Below are 18976 nucleotides of genomic sequence, written 5' to 3' on the forward strand. Positions count from 1 at the left end.
ACGGAGCCAGCTGGCACCGTGCCTCCCGTCCGTCCGGAAGGGGTCAGCGGCTGAAGAAGAGCAGGCCGCGCACGTAGCCGGCCTGGCCGGCGTGCTGCGTGCAGTCGTCGAGGATGCTGACGAGCCGTGCGCCGCGGGTCACCGGCGGGTCCCAGGCGTCGTCGACGACGGCGTCGAGGTCCTCCGGCGCCAGCGTCGCGACGTACGCGACCGTCCGCTCGTGGACCGCGCGGAGGTAGCCGTTCAACAGGTCCGCCGAGGCGCGCACGCGACCGACGTCGTCGCGCGACATCCCGTACCCGAGCGCGTCGGCCGGGAACGGCAGGTCGAACCGATCGACCCAGCCGTCCGCGGTCCAGACCTGCTCGGAGCCGGCGAGGTCGGCGACCTGCGCGTCCTGCCCGCGAGCGATGTGCCAGGCGAGCCACGCGAGGGTGTTCGCGCCGGCCGCCGGGCGAGCGGCGAGCTGGTCCGCGGACAGACCGTCGAGCGCACGCTCGACCGTCTCGGGGACGCGGGAGAACGCTTCGGTGAGGAGTTCGGCAGGGGTCATGCGGCCGACGCTACGCGGCGGGTGCGGGCCCTGCTCCAGGGCCCCGGTCCGTGCTCAGCGGGCGGTGGCCGCGCGGTGCCGCCGGTCGAGCGCTGCGCCGATGTCCTCGAGGGCAGCGGCGACGCCGTTCCGCTCGGTGGCGGGGACGGCCTCGCTGAAGGCCGAGGCGTACGCGGCGCTGACGGCCCGTGCGACGGCTGCGCCCGACGGCGTCAGGTGCACGAGGATGCTCCGCCGGTCGCCCGGGTTCGGGCGTCGTTCGAGGTGCCCGTGGCGCTCGAGCCGGTCGAGCAGCGAGGTCATCGCACCGGTGCTCAGCTCGAGGACGTCGCCGGCCTGCTTCGGTGTCGTCGCCTGCCCCTCCGATGCCGCGAGGTGCACCAGGAAGCGCGTGTCGGTGATGCCGAGGCCCTGCGCGGCGCTCTCGTGCGCGAGGACCCGAGCGTGCCGGACCTGCAGGACCCGGAAGGCCGCGATCATCCGTGCGAGCCCGGCGTCGTCCGCGGCCGTGCCGACACGGTGCGCCGGTGCCGGGTCGCCGATCGCGAGGTCGCTCGCGAGGTCGCTCTCGAGGTCGATCTCGACGTCGGGGGAGACCGGGGCCGGGGGGAGGCTGGTCGTGACGGTCAGGGGAGGCAGGGCGGGGGAGGTGTCCGTCACGGGGTGGCTCTTCTCGGGTGGTGATCGCGGCGGCGATCGACGGGACGCGGGCGGACCCGGGTCAGAGGTCCATGCAACAAGTATCTCAACGATTGAGACACCCCCCAACAATGGGGTCATTGCTTCCCTTGTCATCAACACGTTCGACAAGTAGCTTGATCGCCGTAGTACACAGGCACCGTAGCGCGACCAACCACCGCGGGTCCGGAGCCACCACCGATCAGAATCTCTCCTCCGGAGGACAACCATGTCCCGTGTGTCCCCTCGCGCCGCCCGTCTCGCCGCCTGGATCGCCGTGCCCGCCGCCCTCGTCGCCTCGGGCGTCGTCGTGTCGACCGCCTCGTACTCGGCCTTCTCGGCCACCACCACGAACCCCACCAGCAACTGGACCGCCGGCACCGTCGCGCTGTCGGACGACGACGCGAACACCGCGCTCTTCACCGCTGCGAATCTCAAGCCCGGCTCCGTCGACAGCAAGTGCATCACCGTGACCTCCACCGGGTCGCTGCCGTCGACCGTGAAGCTCTACGCGACCTCGCCGTCGACCTCGAGCGTGCTCGCACAGAACACCACGATCAAGATCGAGCAGGGCACCGGCGGCGGCCTCTCGTCGTGCTCGGGCTTCACCCCCGCGGCGACCGGCGGGACCCTCTTCGAGAACACGCTCCCGACCCTCGGGACGCAGGCGACGAACTTCGCCTCGGGCCTCGGCGCGTGGACCACGACCGGTGCCGCCAGCGAGACCCGGGTCTACAGGGTCACGTACACCGTCTCCGCGAACACCCCGAACGCGGCGCAGGGCACCAACGCCCAGATCGGTCTCACCTGGGAGGCCCAGAACAACTAGCAGGGCACCCCGCCCGTCACCACGCCCCCGGTCGAAGGCAGTCATGGTCAGCATCGCAGTGCACGGTGGTCACACCCCGCACGACGTGCTCCACGACGTCGTCGACTGGGGGCGTGTCGTCGTCGCGACCGCGGCTCGGGCCGTCGTCGCGACGCTCCTCGGGCTCGCGCTGTGGTCGGCCGCCCCGGCGCTCCTCGGCTGGCACCCGACCACCGTGATGACCGGGTCGATGGCACCGCGCCTCGCGCCGGGCGACGTCGTGGTGTCGCGGCCGGTCGCCTCGGCGGAGATCCGGCCCGGGCAGATCCTGCTCGCGGACGACCCCGACCAGCCGGGACACCTGCGGATGCACCGGTTCGTCGAACCCGGCCCGGACGGCACCGTCGTCACGAAGGGCGACGCGAACCCGCAGGTCGACTCGACGCCGATCGAGCGTTCCGCCGTGCACGGGGTCGGCTTCCTGCGGGTGCCGTCCGTCGCCACCCCGGTGCTCTGGGTCCGTGAGGGCCGCTGGGTCGAGGTCGGCACCGTCGCCCTCGCGCTCGTCGCGGTGCTCCTGCTCTGCACGGTCGACGCTCCGCTCCGTCGACGCGGTCCGCGGCACCGCGGCGACGGTGGGCACGCGGGCAGCGGCGGGCCCACGGGCGACGGCGGCCGGGAGGCACTGATCGCCTCCGCAGCGCCGCCCGCGGTGGGTGCTCACAGCGTCCCGGACCGCCGGTCGTCACGTCCCGTCCCGCGCCACGTCGACGAGCGCGGCCGCGCCGCACGCCGCGCGGCCGTGCAGCGTGTCCCTCGCGTGGGCCAGACCGGGGTCCTCGGGCTCGTCGCCGTCGTGGTCGGGGCGAGCGCCGTGCTCGTGCCGACGCAGGCCGATGCTGCACCGTTCGGTCGGACCACCGGCACGGCCGTCCAGCTCACCGCCGGGACCGTACCGGTCGTCACGACCCTCTCGTGTACGGACTCGAGCAACGGCTCGGTCGTGATCGGCTGGTCGTACGCCGGGGACCCGCCGAAGTCGTTCACCGTGACCGACGAGACCGGGGCGGTGCTCGCGACGACAGCCGACGGCCAGGCGCGGAGCGCGACCGTCAAGCTCAGCAGTGCGCTCGCCCTGGGCACGAGGCGCACCGTGCAGGTGCAGACCAACGCCGCCGCGCCGGGTGCCTGGACGTCGACGCAGAGCGCAGGGGTGCCCATCCAGTTCACGTCGCTCCTCGGGCTCGGGCTCGTCTCCGGCACGAGCTGCGTGCGCTGACGTTCCTGCACGGGCAGCGGCACGCGCCGGTCCTCCACAGGGCGGCACGGGCTCGCGGGTGATGTCCCCGGCCGCCGCTACCGTGGCGGCATGCGGATCCTCCACACCGGCGACTGGCACCTCGGCCGCACGCTGCTCGGTGCGGACCTGCTCGGACACCAGTCGACCTTCGCGGACTTCCTCGTCGAGACCGTCCGCGACCGCGCGGTCGACCTGGTCGTCATCGCCGGCGACGTCTACGACCGTGCGATCCCGCCGGTCGACGCCGTCCGGCTGCTCTCGCGGACGCTCGAACGCCTGGCCGAGACGGCGACGGTCGTGCTGACCCCGGGCAACCACGACTCCGCCGCGCGGCTCGGCTTCGGCGCGGGGGTCATGCACGACCGCGTGCGGATCCTGGCGGAGCCGACGGGCATCGGCACGCCGGTGCTGCTCGACGACGAGCACGGCCCCGTCGCCGTGTACGGGATCCCGTACCTGCACCCCGACCTGACGCGCTACGCCCTCGCGGACGTGCCGGACGAGCCCCTCGCCCGGTCCCACCAGGCGGTCGTCGGCGCAGGCACCGCACGGATCCGAGCAGACCTCGCCGAGCGCCCGGGCACCCGCAGCGTCGTCGTCGCGCACGCCTTCGTCGGCGGGGCTGCTCCGAGCGACAGCGAACAGGACATCCGGGTCGGCGGGGTCGACCAGGTCGCCGCCTCGGTCTTCGACGGCATCGACTACGTCGCGCTCGGACACCTGCACGGAGCGCAGCGCGTGGGCGCGGGGGACCGCATCCGGTACGCCGGGTCCCCGCTCGCGTTCTCGTTCGGGGAACGGCAGCAGCGCAAGAGCGTCACCCTCGTCGAACTGGCGGCCGACGGTGGGGTCTCGGTGGAGCTGGTACCCGCTCCCGTGCCCCGGCGCCTGGTCGACGTCCGGACGAGCATGGAGGCGATCGAGTCCGGCGCGCACCGCGCGGACGCCGACGCCTGGGTCCGCGTCGCGGTCACCGACACCGTCCACCCCGAGCGGCTCTACGCCCGGGTGAAGGACCACTTCCCGCACGCGCTGGCGATCACGCACGAGCCCGCCGACCGCCCCGACCGGCAGGCGGCGCGGGCGGTCACGGCGACCTCGGACCCGGTCGAGGTCGCGGCCGACTTCGTCGCGTTCGCCACCGGCGCGACGCCGGGCGACGACGACCGCGCGGTCCTGACCGAGGCGTACGAGGCAGCGGTCCTCGCGATGCACGACGACCGGGGGCGCTGATGTACCTGCACCGACTCGAACTCCGGGCGATCGGGCCCTACCCCGAACTCGTGACGATCGACTTCGCGGCGCTCGCCGCCTCCGGGGTGTTCCTGCTCGAGGGCCCGACCGGCTCCGGCAAGTCGACCATCATCGACGCCGTGGTGTTCGCCCTGTACGGCGGGCTCGCGGGCGAGGGATCGACGCACGACCGCCTGCACAGCCAGCACGCCGACCCCGGGGTGGAACCCTTCGTGGAGCTCGTGTTCGAGACCGGTGCCGGCGTGTACCGGGTCCGCCGGACGCCGCAGTACGACCGGCCGAAGCAGCGCGGCGCAGGGACGGTGCGACAGCAGGCGTCGGCGCAGCTCTTCCGGCTCGCACACTCCGGCGACGTCGTCGGTGAGCCGGTGTCCTCGCGGATCCCGGAGATCGGGCTCGAGGTCGCTCGGGTCGTCGGACTCGACCGTGCACAGTTCCTGCAGACGGTCGTGCTCCCGCAGGGCGAGTTCGCTCGCTTCCTCCGGGCACCGGGCGAGGACCGCCGGAAGCTCCTGCAGTCGCTCTTCGGCACCCAGGTCTACGACCGCACGGCGGACGAGCTCGCCGCCCGCCGCCGAGAGGTCCAGGCCGAGGTGGAGTCCGCCGACGCCCGGGTGCGGGACGCGCTGAGCCGCTTCGCCCAGGCCGCCGGTGTCGTCGACGCCGACGAGGCCTCGGTGCCGGGGACCCTCGACGCGCTGCGCGCCGTGGCCACGGCGACCGCAGCAGATCGCACCGAGGCGGTCGCGGCGGCGGAACGCGCCCGGGTGCACGAGCACGACGTGGCCGCGCGACTGCAGGCCAGGGCGCGACGTGCCGTGCTCCTCGATCGTCGCCGCGCCCTCGACGACGCCGCACCCCGGGTCGAGGCCGCCCGCGCCCGGCTCGCGCTCGCCGAACGGGCCGTCCGGGTCACGACGCCGGCACAGGGGCTCGACGCCGCCCGTTCCCGTGCTGACGAGCACCGTCGCCGAGCGCACGACCTCCGTGCGCGCCTCGGTGTCCCGTCGGACGTCGACACCGCCGCACGCCGCACCGACCTGGCCACCTGCGTCGCGGCGGTCCGGCACCTCGTCGCGGTCGAGGCCACGCTCGACGACCGCCGACGAGCCCGCACGGACGCCGCCGACCGGGCCGCACTGCTCGTCCGACGGGTGGCCGAGCTCGACCGTGCGCTCGAGGCGCGTCCCGCCGGTCGGGCCGCGCTCGTCGAGGAAGCCCGGACCGCGGCCACCGCCGCGGGCGACGCCGAGGCCGCCCGAGCCGAGGTCGAGCGCCTCCGGCAGCTGCGCGCAGACCTCGACGCCCGTGACGCCGCAGCCGCCGCCGTGCACCGGGCGGAGCAGGTGGTGGCGGACCGCCGCGTCCGCGCCGAAGCGCTCCTGCGGACCGAGCAGGCCCTGCGCACCCGCCGCATCGCCGGACTGGCGGGCGAACTCGGCGCGGCACTCGTCCCGGGCGACCCCTGTCCCGTGTGCGGCGCGCTCGAGCACCCGGACGTCGCCCTGCCGCAGGACGACCACCCGGACGCAGCCGCCGTCGACGAAGCCGCCGACGCATCACGTGTCGCCGACGGCGCCCTCGCCGAGGCGGCGTCCGCGCTCGCCGTCGAGCGTGCCGCCCTCGAACGACTGCGCGCCGCCGTCGGGGAGACGGACGCCGACGCCCTGGCGACCCGAGCCGCGGCCGCCGACGCCCGCGTGCAGGCAGCCCACGCTGCGGCAGTCCGCGTCGCCGAGGTCGAGGGGCAGCGGACGGCGTACGACGACGAGACCCGGGCACTCGAGCGCGAGCACAACACCGTGCAGGCCGACCACGCCGTTCTCGTGGCGACGAGCGGGGCAGAGGGATCGCGGCTCGACCAGGACGCCGCTGCCGTGACGGACGCCCGACAGCGCGCAGCGACCGTCGCCGCGGGCTCCTGGGACGCATCCGCCGACACCGACGGCCGCATCGGTGGGACGTCGGACGACCGCTCCCTCGCGCAGCTGGTCCGGCAGCTCGACGACCTCGTCGCACGAGCCGACGAGGTCGCCGTCGCCGAGTCGCAGGCGACGACGGCGGCACAGGCCGTGCGCGAGCGGTCCGCCGAGGTCGACCTGGCGCTGACCGAGCAGGGCTTCGACAGGCTCGACGCGGCCCGGGCAGCACTGCTCCAGCCGGATGCCTCGGCCGCGCTGCAGGCCGAGGTCGTCGCCGCCGAGCGGGAGCGTGCCGTCGTCGACGCCGGGCTCGTCGAACCGGCGGTGGTGGCGGCCGCCGCCGACGAGGGCTCCGCCGCCGGGGCCACCGTCGCGCTCGACCTGGACGCCGCCCGCACCGCGACCGTCGCCGCTGCCGAGCGTGCGGACGAGGCCACCCGCGCGGCGGTGTCCGCGTCCGACCGGTCGGAGGCCGCAGCCCGCTGTGCCGCCGAGGTGGTCCGGGCCGTCCGTGCTCGCGACGACACGTCGGCACGCAGCCGCGCCGTGGTCCGCCTGGCAGACGTCGCGAACGGTGTCACCGCCGTGAACCCGAGCGGGATCACCCTCGGTACCTACGTGCTCATGCGGCGCTTCGAGGACGTCGTCGCCGCAGCCAACGACCGGCTGCGGGGGATGCTCGGAGGGCGGTTCACCCTCGAGACGTCCGACGAGCGCGAGGCCGGGTCACGGGCCCGCCGGACCGGCCTCGCGCTGGCCGTCCACGACCACACCACCGACACCCGGCGCGCCCCGGGGAGCCTGTCCGGCGGCGAGACCTTCACGGTGTCGCTCTGCCTGGCACTCGGGCTCGCCGACGTCGTGCAGGCCGAGGCCGGCGGGGTCTCGCTCGGCACCCTGTTCGTCGACGAGGGGTTCGGCACGCTGGACCCGGAGACGCTGGACGACGTCATCGGGCAACTCGCACGCCTGACCGCCGGCGGACGGCAGGTCGGCATCGTGAGCCACGTCGAGGAGCTCAAGCAGCGCATCCCCGAGCGCATCGCCGTGCGGCGCACCGCCGAGGGCGGCTCGCGGGTCACGACCACGGTCTGACGGTCCGCGCGGGCAGCGGGCGGCGGGCAGCGGGCAGCAGACGTCGGACCGCAGACCGCCGCTGCGGACCCCGCGGGCGGTCGACGGACGGCTGTGGTCAGGGCGACGGCGGCGCGTCCACCGTGCCGTCGGGCGGCGGCAGGATGTCGGCGGCGATCCACGGGAAGACCCACGTGAACAGCGCGTACACGATCACCGCGAGCAGCACGAGCAGCTCGAGGACCTTCAGGGCAGCAGGGCCGGGCAGGATCCGCCAGACGAACGGGAAGATCACTTCGGCGTCTCCGAGAGTTCCTTGGGGGTGCCCTCCGAGACGGGCATCCAGTAGTCGAGCTTGGCGTGGGTCACGTAGCGCTCCTTGGCGGACCACATGGGGTGGCACGCGGTCAGGGTGAGCCAGCGGTCCTCGGCCGAGGGCGTGACACCCGGCTGGTTCGGCACCGGCGCGATCGTCTCGATCTTGTCCGGCGTGACGATCTGCGAGTCGGTGACCTTGTAGACGTACCAGACGTCGAAGTCCTTCTCCTCGTCGGTCACCCGGACGACGATCGCGTCGTCGGTCTTGAGCTCCGCGATCTGGTTGAGCGGCTTGCCGTACGTCACGCGGTGCCCGGCAACGGCGAAGTTGCCCTCGGCGCCCGGCATCGCGGTGTCCTGGTAGTGCCCGAGCCCGATCGTGTTGAGCACGCGCTCGCGGTCGGTGCCCTCACCGATCGGACGGAGGTAGTCGGCGCCGAAGCGGGGGATCTGCATCGTGCCGAACACGCTCGTGACCTCCGGCGGTTCGGCGAGCACGGGCGCTTCGCCCCGGTGCTCCGAGCCCTCGACCTTCGGCGCTGCGCGCTGCCCGAGGTCGTCGACGAGCTTCGTCTGCTCGTTCACGGCGACGACGTCCGTCCACCACGCGGTCCACACCACGTAGAGGCCCGTGCCGGCACCGGCGATGATCAGGAGCTCGGCCAGCAGCGAGACGAGCGCCCCGCCGACGGTCTGACGGCGTCGAGGGCGTCGTGGCGGCCGCGTGGCCTCGTCCTCGCGCGCCGAGCGGCGCGTCGGGGCGGTGTCGTGTGCGGTCACGGTGCTCCTGATCCGGATGGGGTGGTCGGACAGGTCTATCAGACCACGCCGACGAACAGGTGACGAGTCCTCGTACCTGTGGATGCCCACGGGTCCCGCTAGCGTGGACGGATGACCCCGGTGTTCCGACCGTTCCGCCCCGACGACACCGAGGCGGTCGTCGCCCTGTGGGAAGCCTGTGGGTTGCTGCGTCCATGGAACGACCCGCGTCGTGACATCGCGCGGAAGGTCGCCGAGCAGCCCGAGCTCTTCCTGGTCGCCGAGCAGCCCGACCAACCCGAGCAGCCCGAGCACGACGACGAGCGCACGGTCGTCGGCGTCGGCATGGCTGGGTACGACGGGCACCGCGGCTGGGTGAACTACCTGGCCGTCCGTCCCGACCTGCAGGGCTCCGGGCTCGGTCGCGCCTTCATGGCCGAGTTCGAACGGCTGCTCACCGAGCGCGGCTGCCCGAAGGTCAACGTGCAGGTGCGCGAGGGGAACGAGCAGGTCCTCGGGTTCTACGCCTCGCTCGGCTACGCCCCGGACCGCGCGGTCTCGCTCGGCAAGCGCCTCATCGCCGACGACTGACTCCGGCGCCCGACGCCCGACGACTGACTCCGACGGCCGACGGCCGACGGCCGACGCCCGGCGCCCGACGCCCGACGACTGACTCCGACGGCCGACGGCCGACGTCCGGCGCCCGACGCCCGGCGCCCGGCGCCCGGCGCCCGACGACTGACTCCGACGCCCGACGCGCGCTAGGCCTGCGCCAGTCCGACCGCGGCCACGAACGCGAGCACGATCCCCGTCCACTGCACCGCGGTCAGCCGTTCGCGCAGCACGACGCCCGCGAGCACCACCGTGCCGATCGGGTACAGCGCGTTGAGGACGCTCACCACCGGGAGCGTGGCGTCGCCCGAACCGACGTGCAGCGCCGCCTGGATGCAGGCGTTCGCGAGGGCGTCGAGCACCCCGCACGCCACCACGGCGACCACCGTCGGCCGTGACCAGCGCGGCCAGCGGAACGGATCCCGCCACGGCGACGGACCCGACGAGCCGGGTCGGCGCGACCGGCCTGGTCGACGCACCGCCCTCGCGTCAGCCGCGGCAGACCGCGCGGCCGGCGCCGGCGGACCGACGCGATCCGTGCCTCCCGGCCGACCAGACCGTGCCGGCCGCACCGGCCCCGACCGCGCCGCCACCGCGACCGCCACGGCGCCGAGCAGCACCGTCTGCACCACCCGCCCGACCAGGAGCGTCGCGACCCCGGCGTCCCCGGGTGCCGCGTCGTACGCGAGCACGATCCCGCCGAACCCGCACCCTGCCACCGCGGCCGTCGATACCCCGACCGCGGTCACCCGCGCACCCGAGGAGTCCCGCACCGCCGCGACCAGCACGACCGCGAGCACCGCGACCACGAGCGCGACCGACGCCGCCAACGACAGCACCGTCCCGCCCAGCAGCGCGACGACGACCGGGGTGAGCGCGGCGAACACCGCCGTCAGGGGCGACAGCACGCTCATCGGGCCGACGGCCAGCGCCCGGTACAGCAGCAGCACCGCCACGGACCCGGAGACACCCGCGGCCGTCCCCGCGACGATCGCGCCGGTCGAGAACGACGCACCCACGAGCGGCACCCCGGCGCCGAGCGGGACCAGCCCGACCGCCGCAGCGGCGGCCGCGACGACCACGGCCCGGACCCGGCGTGCGGCGAGGCCGCCGAGGAAATCGGCCGCCCCGTAGACGACCGCACCGGTCAGGCCGAGCAGGACGGAGAGCACGGCTCCCATCCTGCCCGTGCCGGTAGCCTGCGCGGGTGAGCGTTCCCTACCACCGCCTGCCCCGTGTCGATGCCCGTTGGCGCTGGTGGCGTCCGCTGGTCGCGCTCGCGTTCCTCGTCGGGTACTACGTCGTGACGCAGATCGTCCTCGCGGTGGCGTACTTCGTGCCGATCGGTGCGACGCAGGGCGCCGAGGGGCTGATCGGGTTCCAGGACGACCTGACGAACGGCGCCCTCGACCCCACGGACCCGCTCATCCTGTCGCTGACCCTGCTGTCGCTCGTGGTGCTGCTGCCCGGCATCCTGCTCGCGGTGAAGATCGCCCGGATCGGCCCGGCGGACATCCTGTCGTCGACGCGCTTCCGGGTGCGCTGGCGGTGGACGCTGTGGTGCCTGTTCCCCACGCTCGTCATCGCGATCCCGATGTTCCTGCTGCAGACGTGGGGGATGTTCTCGTTCGACGGCGGCTTCGGCTGGAACCACGACGCCATCGGGCAGTCGACGGTCTCGCCCGCCACCCTGACCTTCACGATCGTGATGGTCCTGGTGCTCGTCCCCTTCCAGGGTGCAGCGGAGGAGTACGTCTTCCGCGGCTTCCTGGTCCAGACGATCGCATCGTGGATCCCGGTGCGGATCGTCGGCGTCGTCGTCGCCGTCGCGGTGTCGACGGTCGTGTTCGCCGCGGGGCACATCCCGAACGGCTACAACGTGTGGGGCATCCTCGACGTCGGCTCGTTCGGGCTGATCGCCGCGATCATCGTGCTGCGGACCGGGGGCATGGAGGCCACCGTCCTCCAGCACGCCTTCAACAACATCATGATCTTCGTGCTGCAGGCCCCCGGCTGGTCGAAGGTCGACCTCGACGCCTCGGACGGCACCGCGGGTGGCTTCCTGGTCACGCTCGCGACCTCGCTCGCGTTCTGGGGCATGATCGAGCTCCTCGCGTGGTGGCGGGGGCTCGACCGTCGCTTCCCGGGACACGAGGCGCCCCGCTTCCGCGGTCCGGTTCCGGTCTGGGCGGGCGGTCGGCAGTGGACCCTGCCGGGAGGCACGGGCTGGGCAGCCGCACCGGCCCGCGGTCCCGAGACGGACCGGGACACGTCGGCGGCCGGCCCGGACGACGCGGTGCCTGTGGACGAGACGGTGGGTGTCGCCCCGCGCTCGTAGGCTGGGTGCATGAGCACGACGACCACGACCTCGCCGTCGCGGGCTGCCGCGCTCGACGTCCTGCACCGCGTGTGGGGGTACGACGCCTTCCGCGGCGAGCAGGCCGCGATCATCGACCAGGTCGTCTCCGGCGGCGACGCGCTCGTGCTCATGCCGACCGGTGGCGGCAAGTCGCTCTGCTACCAGGTGCCCGCGCTCGTCCGTGACGGCGTCGGCGTGGTCGTCTCGCCGCTCATCGCCCTCATGCAGGACCAGGTCGACGCCCTCGCCGCCAACGGTGTCCGCGCCGCGTTCCTCAACTCCACCCAGGGCCCCGACGAGCGCGCCCGGGTCGAACGGGCGGTCGTCTCCGGCGAGGTCGACATGCTCTACCTCGCGCCCGAGCGCCTGCGACTCGAGTCGACCCGATCCCTGCTCGACCGCGCACGCATCGCCCTGTTCGCCATCGACGAGGCACACTGTGTGGCCCAGTGGGGCCACGACTTCCGCCCCGACTACCTCGAGCTCAGCGTGCTGCACGAGCGCTGGCCGACGGTGCCGCGCGTCGCCCTCACCGCGACCGCGACACCGCAGACCCACCGCGAGATCTCCGGCCGACTCGGGCTCGACGACGCCGCGCACTTCGTGGCCGACTTCGACCGGCCGAACATCCAGTACCGCATCGAGCCGAAGACCGGCGCGCTGCAGCAGCTGCTGACGTTCATCCGCACCGAGCACAGCGGCGACGCCGGGATCGTCTACTGCCTGTCCCGCAACTCGGTCGAACGCACCGCGGCCGCCCTCGCCGACCAGGGGATCCCGGCGCTGCCGTACCACGCCGGCCTCGACGCGAAGGTCCGTGAGCGCAACCAGTCGACGTTCCTGCGTGAGGACGGCATCGTCATGGTCGCGACGATCGCCTTCGGCATGGGCATCGACAAGCCCGACGTGCGGTTCGTGGCGCACCTCGACCTGCCGAAGTCGGTCGAGGGGTACTACCAGGAGACCGGACGTGCGGGGCGTGACGGGCTGCCCTCGACGGCGTGGCTCGCCTACGGGTTGAACGACGTCGTGCAGCAGCGCCGGATGATCGACCAGTCCGAGGGCGACGCGGCGCACCGGCGGCAGCTCAGCGCCCACCTCGACGCCATGCTCGCGCTGTGCGAGACGATCGAGTGCCGCCGGGTGCGGTTGCTGGCGTACTTCGGGCAGGAGTCCACGGCCTGCGGGAACTGCGACACCTGCATCGCACCGCCCGAGCCGTGGGACGGCACCGTGCCCGCGCAGAAGTTCCTGTCGACCGTGGTCCGGCTGGAGCGTGAGCGCGGCCAGCGGTACGGCGTCGCGCACCTCGTGGACATCCTGGTCGGCAAGCAGTCACCCCGCGTGCAGGAGCTGCGGCACGACTCCCTCGCGACCTTCGGCATCGGCAACGACCTGGGCGAGGGGGAGTGGCGTGCGGTCGCCCGGCAGCTGCTGGCGCAGGGCTACGCGGCGGTGTCGGGCGACGGCTTCGGCACAATCGTCCTCAGCCCCACGAGCGCCGAGGTCCTGAGCGGTCGTACGCGCGTGCTGATGCGTCGCGACCCGGTGAAGGCCCCGCGGGGTCAACGGGTGCGACGTCAGACGGCCACCGACGTGCCGCAGGAGGCGCTCGGCCTGTTCGAGGCGCTGCGTGCCTGGCGTGCGGCGCAGGCCCGGGAGCAGGGGGTCCCCGCCTACGTGGTGTTCAACGACGCGACACTGCGGGGGATCGCTGCGGTGAAGCCGGCGGACGAGGACGCCCTCAGCGAGATCTCCGGCATCGGCGGCGCGAAGCTCGAGCGCTACGGGCGCGCGGTCCTCGACGTGGTCGCAGCGCACGCGGACTGAGCCGCCGGCGGTCGCCACGCAGACGCATTCCGCAGACGGAATGTGGCCCGCCCGACGCTCACTACACTCGGAACCTCCCACGACGAGGAGGCCCGGTTGCCCGGTACGACGAAGTTCGCCACCACGATGAGCCGTGCGGTGGTGACCCCGCTCGCGCGCCTGGTCTGGCGACCGCGCATCGTGGGACGGAAGAACGTACCGAAGTACGGGCCGGTCATCCTGGCGAGCAACCACCGGTCCTTCATCGACTCCCCGGCGATCACCCTCATGGCGCCGCGCAAGGTGTCCTTCCTGGCCAAGCAGGAGTACTTCACCGGGACCGGTCTGCGCGGTGCGGTCTCGCGCGCGTTCTTCGGCGGGATCGGTGCCATCGGGGTCGAACGCGGAGCGGGAGCCGCGGCGCAGCACGCCCTCGACCTCGGGCTCGAGCGGCTCGAGGCCGGCGAGGCCTTCGCCATCTACCCCGAGGGCACCCGGTCCCTCGACGGTCGGCTCTACAAGGGTCGGACCGGCGTGGCTTGGCTGGCGCTGACGAGCGGGGCTCCGGTGGTGCCGGTCGCACTCACCGGCACCGAGGACGTGCAGCCCGTCGGCTCGCGGCTGCCGCGGCTCGCCCGCGTCACCATCGAGTTCGGTGCACCGATGGACCTGTCCCACTTCGGCGAGGCGTCGTCCGGCCGTGCACGGCGCCACGCGACCGACGCCGTGATGGACGCGATCCAGGCGTTGAGCGGGCAGGAACCCGCGAACGCCTACAACAATCCGCCGTCGACGATCGTCGAGCGGGTCAAGCAGGTGCTGCGGCGCGACGACCCGACGCAAGCGGTCGAGCCCGACTGATCCAGAACGCGCTATTGCACATTCGGAATATCAGTGGTTGAATCGTCCTCGTGCCCGAGGCACGAGCCCAGTCGGACCGCCCAGGACGGCCCGATCCACCACTGACCGGAAGGCAAGCAGCATGTCCTCCACGCCCCTCTTCGACTCGATCTCGCGTCGGGCCTCCCGCGCCGCGACCACGGCTCCGGAACAGGCGCAGCCCGCGGTGACCCTTCCGGCGGCACCGGCACCGGCACCGGCACCGGCCCCGACGGCGACGCCCGCTCCGGCAGCAGCGGTCTCCGTCACCGCCGCACGCACCCGGGTCGTCCCCGCACCCACCTCGCCGCTGACGGCCCCCGTGTCCCCGATGCGGTCCGCCCTGGTGCCGGCTGCCCTCGTCGCCGCGATCGACGAGATCCCGCAGCGGGTCGGGACCGCGCTCCCGAACGAGGTCGCCGTCACGCCCGACCAGCTCGCCCTGGTCGAAGCGGTGACCGATGCGATCACCCGCGCGGTCGTCGACGCCGTCGTCGGGGAGCTCGAGCGCATCACGCGCGACGGCGTCGTCCGCGGCTGAGCCGACCGGCACCGCCACCGATGACGGACGACGTCCGAGCGTCCCGACACACCCCATCCCGACACACCCCATCCCGACACACCCCATCCCGACACACCCCATCCCGACACACCCGATCCGATCTCCCGACACGATGACGACGACCACGACCGACAGCGCCCCCGGTTCGGCACCGACGGCACCGATCCGCCCCCGCGGAGCGGCCCGCCGAGCGGCGAACGACGCAGCTGCCCGGTCCGTCCGTGTCGGCCACCAGACCGCCGAGGCGGCGGTCCCCCCTGCCGCCGCCTCGGTGTCCACCACCACCACCATCGACGGCGCTCGGTCCGGAGCAGCCCTGCCGAGTCGTCGTGACCTCCGCACCCCTCGCCGGTCCGCCGATCGTCCCGGCAAGCACAACAAGCACAACAAGCACGGCCTGCGCGTACCCGACCTGCGCGTGCCTGACCCGCGCGTGTCCGGGCGACCCGGGCGTGACCGGCACGTCCCCGAGCTCCGCAGGGGCGTCGCTGTCGGTCGGCCTCGGCGTCCCGCGGAGCTGCCGGCGGCCCGATCGGGGTCGTCCTCGCGACTCCTCCCGGTGACGGCGTCCGCCCTCGCAGCCTGCCTGGTCGTCTCCGTGTCGACCCCGGCCGCCGCACTCGACGACCCCACTGGGTTCGGTCTCGGCGCCGCACCCGCATCCGCACCCGCGCACCAGGTCGCCCCGGCGCCGGAGCAGCACTACCGCGTCGCGTCCGGCGTCACCGTCACCGTCGTCCGCGACGGCTTCGACGTGCAGGCGACCCGGGCGGGTGGCGATCGACACGGCCGCGTGCAGATCACGACGGGCTCGGACGTGGTCCGTCCCGTCGCGGGGACGATCCCGACAGCCGGAGGCTTCGGCGGTCGGCAGGTCGCCGGGTGTGGTGCGTGCTCGACGAACCACCACGGGCTCGACTTCGCCGCGGCATCCGGGACGCCCGTCGTCGCCGCGATGCCCGGACGGGTCGTGTCCGCCGGGCCGCTCGGCGGGTACGGCAACCAGGTGCTCCTCGCACATCCGGACGGCACGCAGACGCGGTACGGGCACCTGTCCCGCATCGACGTCCTGCCCGGGCAGACGCTGTCGGCCGGCGAACAGCTCGGCGCCGTGGGCAGCACCGGGGTCTCCACCGGCCCGCACCTGCACTTCGAGGTCATCGTCGGCGGGACGCCGATCGATCCGGCCCCGTGGCTCGCCGCTCGCGGCCTGCTCTGAACGGGTCGCACCGGCGACGGGTGTCGGCGTCCGCACGCCGACCGGGCCAGGCTGGTCGGGCCGTGCAGGCGTAGCGTCGAGAGCGACGTCGGCAGGGTGCCGGACGCAGGACGGAGACAGCGGTGCGCGTGACGGTGCTGGGTACGGGGACGATGGGTGCAGGGGTCGCGGGGTCGCTGCTGCGCGAGGGCCACCGGGTGACCGTGTGGAACCGCAGCGCCGACAAGGCCCGCCCGCTCGGCGACGCCGGCGCCACCGTGGCGACGGACGCTGCCGCGGCGGTCAGCGACGCCGAGGTCGTCCTGCTGACGCTCTTCGACACCGATGCGGTCGTCGACGTCCTCGAGACCGCTGCCGGGGACGCTCCCGCGGACGCCGTGTGGGTGCAGGCCTCGACCATCGGCGTCGCGGGGACCGAGACCGTGGTGCAGTTGGCCGAGAAGTACGGCATCACCCTCGTCGAGGCGATGATGCTCGGCACGAAGGCCCCGGCGGAGCAGGGCAAGCTCACCATGCTCGCCGCCGGCCCGTCGGACGTGCTCGACCGTGTGGACCCGGTGCTCGACGCCATCGGGGCGAAGACCGTCCGCGCGGGGGAGCGGGTCGGCGACGGTACGGCCCTGAAGCTCGCGGCCAACGCCTGGGTCGCGTCGATCACCGCCGCCACCGGCCAGTCGCTCGCGATCGCCCGTGCGCTCGGACTCGACCCGCAGCTGTTCCTCGACGCGATCGACGGCACCGCGAGCGACTCGCCCTACGCGCACACGAAGGGTGCAGCGATGATCGGCGGTGACCTGGCGCCACAGTTCGCCCTCGACGGCCTGCGGAAGGACATCGGGCTGATCGGCGACGCGGCACGGACCGCGGGGGTGTCGACGACCCTCCTCGACGCGCTCGACCGGGTCTACACCGACGCCAGTGCAGCCGGGCACGGCGCCGACGACATCGCTGCGGTGGGCACCGCCTTCGCCGACGACCAGCGGTAGGCCGCCAGCCGGGTCAGTCTCGGCGCAGCCAGCGCAGCACGGCGCCGCGGAGCCGTCCGACGGCCTCGTCGTTCATCGTGTTCGCCAGGTCGAAGGCCTCCCGCGCGGGGTCGGCGCCGTTCCGGATGCGCCGGAGTGCGGCGTCGGCCCGGGCGCGTGCGTCGAGCTCGGCGAGCGGCATGTCGTCCTCGGGGTCGCGCGCGTGCTCGCGGCCCGGCTCCTGCGACCGCGGACCGAGCGGTGGGACCCCGACGGGTTCGTCCGGTGCGCTGGGCATGGGACGAGGCTACGCGGAGCGCTCCGTGTCGGCCGCGTCCTCGTCGTGGTCGACGACCCGGGCCATCTCCTCGAGGAACGCGACGATGACCGACATGTCCGTCTGTGGCAGGTGCTCGGCGACCTCGATCGCGCGCGTGTCGAGCTGGTCGATCACCCGCAGCACCTGCCGCATCGACCCGCCGGACGCGGTGAGGATGACCCCACGGCGGTCGTGGGGGTCGGGGTGTCGTTCGACGTGACCGCTGCGGACGAGTCGGTCCACGAGTGCCGAGGTCGACGCCGGCGTGATCTCGAGTCGGTCGGCGAGTTCCTTCGCGTTGACGGAGCGTCCCTCGGACTCGGCGTCCAGCAGGACCCGGAGCGCGAGCAGTGCGTTCTCGCCGATGCCGAGTGCCTCGCGCGCCCGGCGCTGTGCAGCACTCTCGGCGCTCCGGTACCTACGGAGCGCGTTCAGTACGTCCACCGCGTCGACCCTGGATCCTGACCCGTACCAGAAGCCCGTGGTGGTGTTCGTCACCTCGGTCGTCATACGGACAATGCTAGACGCTCTAGTTAGATTGTCTAGCGAGTGTCCCCTGGGAGCGCGTCTGCCGGATGGCTCGCAACACCCGTGACGCGGTCCCGAAACACCGCCGCAACGCCCGCTCGGTAGCTTCGCCGCATGCAGGAGCCGACGTGCTGAGCCGACTCGCGGGGAGCGTGTTCCACGTCGGGAGCGCGGTGGAGCGGGCCGACGTGGTCGCGAGGATGCTCGACGTCTACGTCGTCCGGCCCGACGCGGGTGTGGTCGAGGAGGAGTCCACGGTCGGCTCCGTGCTGCACCGCGTCGTGGGGGCACACGCGCCCGCACGACGCCGTGAGCGTGCGGCCGTCGTCGAGTCGCTCGCCCTCGACCGGCACGAACCCGCCTCGGTCGCACACGCGGTCGGTGTGGCACGGGACCACGCCCGTCGCGCGCGCGAGGTCGTGTCCACCGAGCTCTGGGACTGCCTCGACGTCACCCGGTCGCGCATGCCGCGCAAGGTCGCCGTCGACCGGGCGCACGAGTTCCTCGCGTGGGTGCGGGAACGGAGCGCGCTGGCCGTCGGCGTCGTCGAGGGTGACGTCAGCCGCGACGAGGTGTGGGAGTTCTTCACCCTGGGCAGGTCCCTGCTGCGGTGCGGCCTCACGGCGCGGTTGCTGGCGTCGTCGCTCGTCGATGCGGGGTCGGCGGCGTCGTGGACCACCGCGCTGCGGGCGTGCGGTGCCGGCGAGGCCTTCCGGCGGGGGCGCGACCACCACGGCGTCGATCCGCGGGACGCCGCCGGGTTCCTGCTCCACGAGTCGCACAGTCCGCGGTCGCTCGCGTTCCTCGCGGCGCGCGCCGACGACTGCCTCGCGGACGTCGCGCCCGCCTGCGTGGGGGACCAGGTCGCCGCGTTCCGGGTCGCGCGTTCGGCGCTCGGACGCGTGGAGGTCGGTGCTCCGGACCGGATCCGAGCCGCCGCCGAGGGACTCGCCGCCGCGGTCGACGCCGTCGTCGCGGCGCTCGAGGACCGCGTCTTCACGGTCGCGACCCCCGCGCGCTGAGCTGCGGTCGTCGGGCGGGGCACAGCGCCGGACGGG

General features: G+C 73.7%; 19 protein-coding genes. 12 read left to right on the forward strand and 7 right to left on the reverse strand.

The genetic code is table 11. The annotated features are described in order from the left end of the window. Positions 1-43 precede the first annotated feature (43 nt). Both PIJ49_RS07895 and PIJ49_RS07900 read right to left on the reverse strand, forming a co-directional pair. Positions 44-553, reverse strand: coding sequence for a mycothiol transferase (locus PIJ49_RS07895; RefSeq protein ID WP_066652197.1), 510 nt, complete (start codon positions 551-553; stop codon positions 44-46). Positions 554-607: 54 nt separating this feature from the next. After that, on the reverse strand, positions 608-1213 hold the full coding sequence (locus PIJ49_RS07900) for a MarR family transcriptional regulator (protein WP_209683992.1): 606 nt from the start codon (positions 1211-1213) through the stop codon (positions 608-610). A gap of 247 nt (positions 1214-1460) precedes the next feature. On the opposite strand from PIJ49_RS07900, the gene PIJ49_RS07905 reads away from it, so the two are divergent. The 4 genes from PIJ49_RS07905 to PIJ49_RS07920 all read left to right on the forward strand — a co-directional run bounded on the left by PIJ49_RS07905 (position 1461) and on the right by PIJ49_RS07920 (position 7610). Next, the gene (locus tag PIJ49_RS07905) at positions 1461-2060 is read left to right on the forward strand and encodes a M73 family metallopeptidase (RefSeq protein WP_209683990.1); all 600 of its coding nucleotides are present in this window, start codon (positions 1461-1463) and stop codon (positions 2058-2060) included. 43 nt (positions 2061-2103) lie between these two features. Next, complete coding sequence (locus tag PIJ49_RS07910) at positions 2104-3318, forward strand: S24/S26 family peptidase (RefSeq protein ID WP_271826269.1); 1215 nt, start codon at positions 2104-2106, stop codon at positions 3316-3318. 90 nt (positions 3319-3408) lie between these two features. Next, complete coding sequence (locus tag PIJ49_RS07915; protein ID WP_271826270.1) at positions 3409-4572, forward strand: metallophosphoesterase family protein; 1164 nt, start codon at positions 3409-3411, stop codon at positions 4570-4572. Next, complete coding sequence (locus tag PIJ49_RS07920) at positions 4572-7610, forward strand: AAA family ATPase (RefSeq protein ID WP_271826271.1); 3039 nt, start codon at positions 4572-4574, stop codon at positions 7608-7610. Before PIJ49_RS07915 ends, PIJ49_RS07920 begins: the two co-directional genes overlap by 1 nt. Positions 7611-7707: 97 nt before the next feature. On the opposite strand, the gene PIJ49_RS07925 is transcribed toward PIJ49_RS07920, so the two are convergent. Both PIJ49_RS07925 and PIJ49_RS07930 read right to left on the reverse strand, forming a co-directional pair. Then, on the reverse strand, positions 7708-7884 hold the full coding sequence (locus PIJ49_RS07925) for a hypothetical protein (RefSeq protein WP_158407726.1): 177 nt from the start codon (positions 7882-7884) through the stop codon (positions 7708-7710). Continuing rightward, complete coding sequence (locus tag PIJ49_RS07930; protein ID WP_235426468.1) at positions 7881-8687, reverse strand: class E sortase; 807 nt, start codon at positions 8685-8687, stop codon at positions 7881-7883. The genes PIJ49_RS07925 and PIJ49_RS07930 overlap by 4 nt, the downstream gene beginning before the upstream one ends. A gap of 111 nt (positions 8688-8798) precedes the next feature. On the opposite strand from PIJ49_RS07930, the gene PIJ49_RS07935 reads away from it, so the two are divergent. Further along, positions 8799-9257: a GNAT family acetyltransferase gene (locus tag PIJ49_RS07935; protein ID WP_066652210.1), complete on the forward strand. Its 459-nt coding sequence runs from the start codon at positions 8799-8801 to the stop codon at positions 9255-9257. A gap of 170 nt (positions 9258-9427) precedes the next feature. Here PIJ49_RS07935 and PIJ49_RS07940 read toward each other — a convergent pair whose 3' ends face one another. Then, positions 9428-10450 (reverse strand): EamA family transporter, encoded by a 1023-nt coding sequence (locus tag PIJ49_RS07940; protein ID WP_271826272.1) that lies wholly within the window; start codon positions 10448-10450, stop codon positions 9428-9430. A 35-nt stretch (positions 10451-10485) separates the two neighbouring features. On the opposite strand from PIJ49_RS07940, the gene PIJ49_RS07945 reads away from it, so the two are divergent. The 6 genes from PIJ49_RS07945 to PIJ49_RS07970 all read left to right on the forward strand — a co-directional run bounded on the left by PIJ49_RS07945 (position 10486) and on the right by PIJ49_RS07970 (position 17092). Further along, positions 10486-11616, forward strand: coding sequence for a CPBP family intramembrane glutamic endopeptidase (locus tag PIJ49_RS07945; protein ID WP_271826273.1), 1131 nt, complete (start codon positions 10486-10488; stop codon positions 11614-11616). Positions 11617-11625: 9 nt separating this feature from the next. Continuing rightward, positions 11626-13467: a DNA helicase RecQ gene (gene recQ, locus PIJ49_RS07950; RefSeq protein WP_271826274.1), complete on the forward strand. Its 1842-nt coding sequence runs from the start codon at positions 11626-11628 to the stop codon at positions 13465-13467. Between the two features lie 126 nt (positions 13468-13593). Continuing rightward, positions 13594-14307: a lysophospholipid acyltransferase family protein gene (locus tag PIJ49_RS07955; protein WP_271826292.1), complete on the forward strand. Its 714-nt coding sequence runs from the start codon at positions 13594-13596 to the stop codon at positions 14305-14307. A gap of 121 nt (positions 14308-14428) precedes the next feature. Then, positions 14429-14866, forward strand: a complete 438-nt coding sequence (locus PIJ49_RS07960; protein ID WP_271826275.1) for a hypothetical protein — start codon at positions 14429-14431, stop codon at positions 14864-14866. 133 nt (positions 14867-14999) lie between these two features. Further along, positions 15000-16106, forward strand: a complete 1107-nt coding sequence (locus PIJ49_RS07965) for a M23 family metallopeptidase (RefSeq protein ID WP_271826276.1) — start codon at positions 15000-15002, stop codon at positions 16104-16106. 128 nt (positions 16107-16234) lie between these two features. Then, positions 16235-17092, forward strand: coding sequence for an NAD(P)-dependent oxidoreductase (locus tag PIJ49_RS07970; RefSeq protein ID WP_271826277.1), 858 nt, complete (start codon positions 16235-16237; stop codon positions 17090-17092). A 13-nt stretch (positions 17093-17105) separates the two neighbouring features. On the opposite strand, the gene PIJ49_RS07975 is transcribed toward PIJ49_RS07970, so the two are convergent. After that, positions 17106-17369, reverse strand: coding sequence for a hypothetical protein (locus PIJ49_RS07975; RefSeq protein ID WP_066652222.1), 264 nt, complete (start codon positions 17367-17369; stop codon positions 17106-17108). Between the two features lie 9 nt (positions 17370-17378). Further along, positions 17379-17900, reverse strand: coding sequence for a MarR family winged helix-turn-helix transcriptional regulator (locus PIJ49_RS07980; protein ID WP_066652224.1), 522 nt, complete (start codon positions 17898-17900; stop codon positions 17379-17381). A 146-nt stretch (positions 17901-18046) separates the two neighbouring features. Here PIJ49_RS07980 and PIJ49_RS07985 point away from each other — a divergent pair, with 146 nt between their 5' ends. Next, a complete protein-coding gene (locus tag PIJ49_RS07985) occupies positions 18047-18940 on the forward strand; it encodes an alpha-E domain-containing protein (RefSeq protein WP_251160623.1) in 894 nt (297 codons plus the stop codon). Positions 18941-18976 lie beyond the last annotated feature (36 nt).

This window comes from Curtobacterium uvaldense, from assembly GCF_028307415.1.
GTDB lineage: Bacteria > Actinomycetota > Actinomycetes > Actinomycetales > Microbacteriaceae > Curtobacterium.